The sequence below is a fragment of the Streptomyces sp. NPDC055099 genome, assembly GCF_053607685.1.
Map to the genome: position 1 here is coordinate 1 of NZ_JBSGUA010000052.1, position 5,145 is coordinate 5,145.

Here is a 5,145-nt window from a genome sequence, read left to right on the forward strand (position 1 = left end):
GCGGCGCCGCGCTCGTGCTGTTCCTGTTCGGGTTCTTCGCCGCCGGCACCGGCGCCTACGAGCCCATCCGCAACCTCGTGCAGGCATCCGCCGACGCCCTGACCGCCCTCGGCAACTGAAGGGACACCCGGCCGTGAACGAACCCACCACCCACCACACCGCGCCCCTCGTGGTCCACCACCCCACCCCGATCAGCCCCGCCGTTCACGCGGCGCCGGTCGTCCCCGTCCAGCCGGGCCACATCCCGGCCGTGGCGAGCGTCGTCCTGCCGGACGGCCGTGTCGTCACCGGTTACGCCGTGGCACCGGCTCAGCCGGAACCGGTCGCCGCCAAGCCGGCTGTGTCCCGCACAGCGGTGAACGTCGCGCTCGGGGGCGTCGGGTTCCTGGCGGTATGCGGCGGGCTGCTGCTGCTCACCTCGTTCATCGCGGCCCTGACCGCGTTCATCGGCCAGCTCATCATCCTCGCCGCCGTGATCTTCGGCGGATGGATCGCTGTCCAGGTGTTCAGCACGAGCGGCCACCACGGCGGGACCACGGTCAACATCCGCAAGGCCGTGATCAAGCGCAACCACTTCCACGGCTAGCTACGCCACGGGCGGCCCCCTCGTCTCGCCAAAGTCGCGGGGCCGCCCGTGCCCAACCAGCCCATCTCAGACCTGTTGGAGGTCTCCCAGCATGACGCAACCGACCTTGATCCGGCGAGTGAGCGGCGGCATGAACGCGCTGCCCAATCTCTTGCCGGCTGCTCTGGCACTGGCCGTGACCGGTGTACCCGTGCTGCCGCTGCGGCGGGGAAAGGTGCCGTTTGGCAACTGCCCCACCTGCGTGGGCAACGCATGCGGTGGCCGGCCGAACATGAAGACCCCGGGGCCCTGCGACTGCCCTGGCGTCTGCCACGCGTGGGCCGCCGCCACCACTTCCACCGAAGTCATCGTGTCGGCCCCGTGGGCGGCGGCGTGGCGGCAGGCGGTGTGCGTGGGCTACCACCCCGGCGGCGCCGGCCTGACCGTGGTCGACCTGGACGACGCGGACGCCATCGCATGGGCCCGCACCGCGCTGTCGGCCACGCGAACCGTGGCGACGACGCGGGGTGAGCACTGGATCTACCGAGGCGCCATGACTTCCCGCAACGCGGTCCGGCCCGGCGTCGACATCAAGTCGTCCATGTCGTACGCCCGCTACCTCGGGCCCGGCACCGGCACCATGACCGACCTGCCCGACGCCGTGCGCGCCCTCGCGGTGAAGAAGCCACCCGTGGTCCGGTGGGTGACGCCCGCCGGCGCCGTGCCTGCGGGGCCCGGGGGCGGGGAGTGCCCGCACCGCACGCCCGCCTACCTGGACCGCGGCATCGCTATGGCCGTGCAGCAGATCGCCGCCGCCCGCAGCACCGTGCACGCCACGGTGTACCGCACGTTCCTGGCGGTGCTGTCCCGGCACGGCCGGTGCGGCTGCCTCACCGACACCCACGTCACCCGGCTGTTCACCGCCGCGCAAGCCAAGGGCGAGACCCTGCGCCACTGCACGGACGCGTGGACCAACGCCCGCACCACGTTGGGACTGTGAAGATGTCCGACGATGACAAGAACCCCGCACGCCAGGTCATCACCGACTACGCCCAATCCCACTTCCGGTACTTCCGCACCGCTGACGGCACCGTGTACGCGCAGAAGAACGGCCACCCCGTGGCCCGACCGATCCGCTCCCAGGGCACCACCGGAAGCCACCGGCAGGAACTCATGGTCGGTCTATTCCGCGACGGAGTGGGCGTGTTCAACGGCACGGCCATGAAGGAAGCGCTGGACTTGATCGAAGCGTTGGCGCTGACCGAGGACGTGCAACCCGTGCACATCCGCGTCGCTCCCGGGTTCGACGGGGCAACGTGGCTTGACCTCGGGCGCAGCGACGGGCAGTCGGTTCGTATCCACCCCACCGGCTGGGACATCCGTACCCCGGACCCGCGTGAGGTGTGCTGGCGCCGTACTCAGCTCACGGGGGAGTTGCCCCTGCCGGTCCGGGACACCAACGGCAAGGGCATCGATCTGTTGATGCGGCTGTGCAACTTCGCCAACGCCGAGACGGAGTGCCTGGCCATTGCGTGGTTGATCGGCTGCCTGGGTCCGTCCGTGCCCGTCCCGGCGCCGTTCCTCACCGGGCCCCAGGGGGCGGGCAAGTCGACGGGCGGGCGGATGCTCGTACGGATCATCGAGGGTATGAGCGGCGACCTGCGCCGCGCGCCGAAGGATGAGGAGAACCTGATCGCGGCGGTCGCCGCCGGTTGGGTCACCGCCCTGGACAACCTCTCCCACATGACCCCTGACCTGTCCGACGCGATGTGCTGCATCGTCACCGGTGCCGAGAACGTCAAACGGGCCCTGTTCACCGACGGGGACGTGTTCCGCGTCGGCTACCGCCGACCGCTCCTGCTGACCGGCATCGACGTGGGCGTGATCCGCCCCGACCTCGCCGAACGGCTCCTCCCACTGCGGCTGGAACGCCCCCGCGTGCGGCGCACCGAGGCGGAACTGTGGTCCGACTTCGCAGAGGTGCTGCCCGTCATCCTCGGATCGCTCCTGGACCTCACCGTGCAGGTGCGGGCGGCTGAGGCGGACATCCCGACTGACCTGCGCATGGCCGACTTCGCGCACCTGTGCGCGCAGCTCGACGCCGCAACCGGTCTCGGGGCACTTGCCGCCTACCGGGCCAGCCTGGACGACCTCAACGACGACGTCATTGAGGGCGACCTGTTGGCGCAGACCGTGCTGAAGCACGCTGCCGGCATCGTGCCAGGGGCGGAAAAGCGGATGACGTCCGCCGAGTGGCTGTACGCCCTCACGGGCCTCTATAGCGGCGAGGAGTGCCGCCCCCTTCCAAAAGGCTGGCCGACTACCGGAAAGGTGCTCTCAGACCGTCTCAAGCGCCTTCAGCCCACCCTCGCCGCCCGTGGCGTCCTCATTGACTGGGGACGCACCAAGACCTCCCGGTACATCGAGATCGCGCGCCCCACCGCACCACCGCCGCCCGAGCAGGAAGCCGCCTTCTGACCGCCCGGCACCCGGCGGGCCGGAACAAGCAAGAGGAGCACCCGGCAACGCGTGCTCCTCTTGCTGTTCGGCGGCGTCGCCGCCCTGCGAAGGTCGCGCCGCGAAGCGGCTCCTTCTTCACGCGCTGAGCCGCGCACCACAACAGACACCACCCCCTCTTTGTCCCAAGTAGGAAGACGCTGCGTCACCTGCGTCACCCACAACCCGAAAACGGCGTGTGAGCTGCCGGAACAGCGGTGACGCAGACGGCCGATTCCTGCGTCACCCCGCGTCACCCGCGTCACCCGGTGACGCAGGTCTACGTCACCGGTGACGCACCCTCCAGGCCCTGCGTCACCCTGAAACCGCAGGTCAGGGCCCCGAATGACGCAGATGACGCGGGTGACGCAGAAATCTGCACCTCGGACACAGCCGCGTACAGCCGCACCCCGAAATGCTCAGGTATGGAGATCCCAGCATGACCACGCCCACCCGGCGCCGTCGCACTCCGAAAGACGAGTTGATCCCCCTGCCGGAAGTTCTGGAAGAACTCGGCATCAGCCGCCCGACTTGGTATCGCTGGCGCGACCGTGGCCTCACCCCCGAGGCACGCCGCACACCGTCCGGCCGCATCTGCGTACGCCGCAGCGTCCTGGACGCCTTCAAGGACGAGTTGGAGGCCGCGTGACCGAGTGGAGCTACACCGTTAAGTTCTGGGCCATCCGAAAGCGCAGCTACCGGAAGCCGTACCAACTGCGTTGGATGGTGGGCACCCGGGAACACGCGGAATCGTTCCTCACCCAGGGCTTGGCCGACAGCCGCCGGTCGGAACTCATGACGGCGGCCCGGAAGGGTGAGCCGTTCGACGTGGAGAGCGGCCTCCCGAAGTCCATGGTCGACCAGAAGCGTGACATCTCCTGGTACGAGCACGCGCGCAACTACATCGCTATGAAGTGGGACGACTCCCCCGGCAACACCCGGCGGACGTTGGCCGAAGCCATGGCGACCGTGACGCCGGCCTTCGTAAAGGACACCAAGGGCATGCCCGACGCCCGGACCGTACGGAGCGCTCTGTACGGGTGGGCGTTCAACAAGAACCGGTGGAAGGAAGAGCCTCCGGTCGAGGTGGCACAGGTGCTCGCCTGGTTCCAGCGGAAGTCGCTGCCCATGTCGGCCCTCACGGACCGGCTGTTGGTGAAGGCCGCGCTCAGGGCCCTGTCCAAGCGACTGGACGGGAAGACGGCGGCCCCGGGGACGATCAGTCGCAAGCGTGCGATCTTCTACAACTCCCTTGAGTTCGCGGTCGATGCCGAGTTGCTGACGGACAACCCGTTGGACCGCGTCAAGTGGAAGGCGCCCGAGCAGGTTACGGAGGAAGTGGACCCGGCATGCGTCCCGAATCCGGCGCAAGCCGCCAAGCTGCTGACCGCCGTGCGTGACCAGAGCAAGCGGGGGCGCCGGCTCGCTGCGTTCTTCGGCTGCATGTACTACGCCGCCGCGCGGCCGGCGGAAGTGATCGGCCTACGGGCCACGGACTGCGATCTTCCCCGGCGAGGGTGGGGCGTGCTCCGGCTCCATGAAACCCGTCCCCGATCCGGCACCGCATGGACAGACAGTGGTGAGGCGCACGAGAAACGGGGCCTGAAACACCGCCCGCGGAAGGCAGTGCGGCCCGTGCCGATTCCGCCGGAACTGGTCGCGCTCCTGCGGTGGCACCTCACCGCGTACGGCACGGCGCCGGACGGCCGCGTCTTCCAGACGCTGCGGGGTGGACTCGTGCAGGACACCGGATACGGGGAGGTGTGGGCTGAAGCGCGGTCGCGCGCTCTCACGCCAGCCGAGTTCCACTCTGCACTGGCGAAGCGACCTTATGACCTTCGTCACGCCGCAGTGTCTACCTGGCTCAGCTCGGGCGTGGAACCACAGCTCGTGGCTGAGCGGGCGGGCCACAGTGTGGCGGTCCTGTTTCGCGTGTACGCCAAGTTCCTGAAGGACGGTGACGACGCGGCCAACGCCAAGATCTCCGCCCGATTGGAACGGAGCGTCTGACGCGGCGGAAATCCCGTCCGCGCTCCGTCCGCAGAGTCCGAGACGGGGCGTTCGAACGCGAGACAGGGTGAGAC

Annotated in this window: 5 protein-coding genes; all 5 read left to right on the top strand. The window is 69.1% G+C overall.

The window, feature by feature from the left end; genetic code table 11:
- Positions 1-133 precede the first annotated feature (133 nt).
- The 5 genes from ACWFRU_RS42090 (at position 134) to ACWFRU_RS42110 (ending at position 5,071) form a co-directional block, all read left to right on the top strand.
- Entirely contained in the window at positions 134-586 is a 453-nt protein-coding gene (locus ACWFRU_RS42090) for a hypothetical protein (RefSeq protein ID WP_339152332.1), read from the top strand.
- Between the two features lie 91 nt (positions 587-677).
- Entirely contained in the window at positions 678-1,565 is an 888-nt protein-coding gene (locus ACWFRU_RS42095; protein WP_453694130.1) for a bifunctional DNA primase/polymerase, read from the top strand.
- A gap of 2 nt (positions 1,566-1,567) precedes the next feature.
- Positions 1,568-3,043 (top strand): ATP-binding protein, encoded by a 1,476-nt coding sequence (locus tag ACWFRU_RS42100; RefSeq protein WP_453694132.1) that lies wholly within the window; start codon positions 1,568-1,570, stop codon positions 3,041-3,043.
- A gap of 457 nt (positions 3,044-3,500) precedes the next feature.
- A complete protein-coding gene (locus tag ACWFRU_RS42105) occupies positions 3,501-3,710 on the top strand; it encodes a helix-turn-helix transcriptional regulator (protein WP_030671993.1) in 210 nt (69 codons plus the stop codon).
- The gene (locus ACWFRU_RS42110) at positions 3,707-5,071 is read left to right on the top strand and encodes a tyrosine-type recombinase/integrase (RefSeq protein ID WP_453694135.1); all 1,365 of its coding nucleotides are present in this window, start codon (positions 3,707-3,709) and stop codon (positions 5,069-5,071) included. The genes ACWFRU_RS42105 and ACWFRU_RS42110 overlap by 4 nt, the downstream gene beginning before the upstream one ends.
- The last annotated feature ends 74 nt before the right edge of the window (positions 5,072-5,145 follow it).

Coding starts and splice junctions, on each gene's coding strand:
- ACWFRU_RS42095 (WP_453694130.1), top strand. CDS start 678: ATGACGCAACCGACCTTGATCCGGCGAGTGAGCGGCGGCATGAACGCG.
- ACWFRU_RS42100 (WP_453694132.1), top strand. CDS start 1,568: ATGTCCGACGATGACAAGAACCCCGCACGCCAGGTCATCACCGACTAC.
- ACWFRU_RS42105 (WP_030671993.1), top strand. CDS start 3,501: ATGACCACGCCCACCCGGCGCCGTCGCACTCCGAAAGACGAGTTGATC.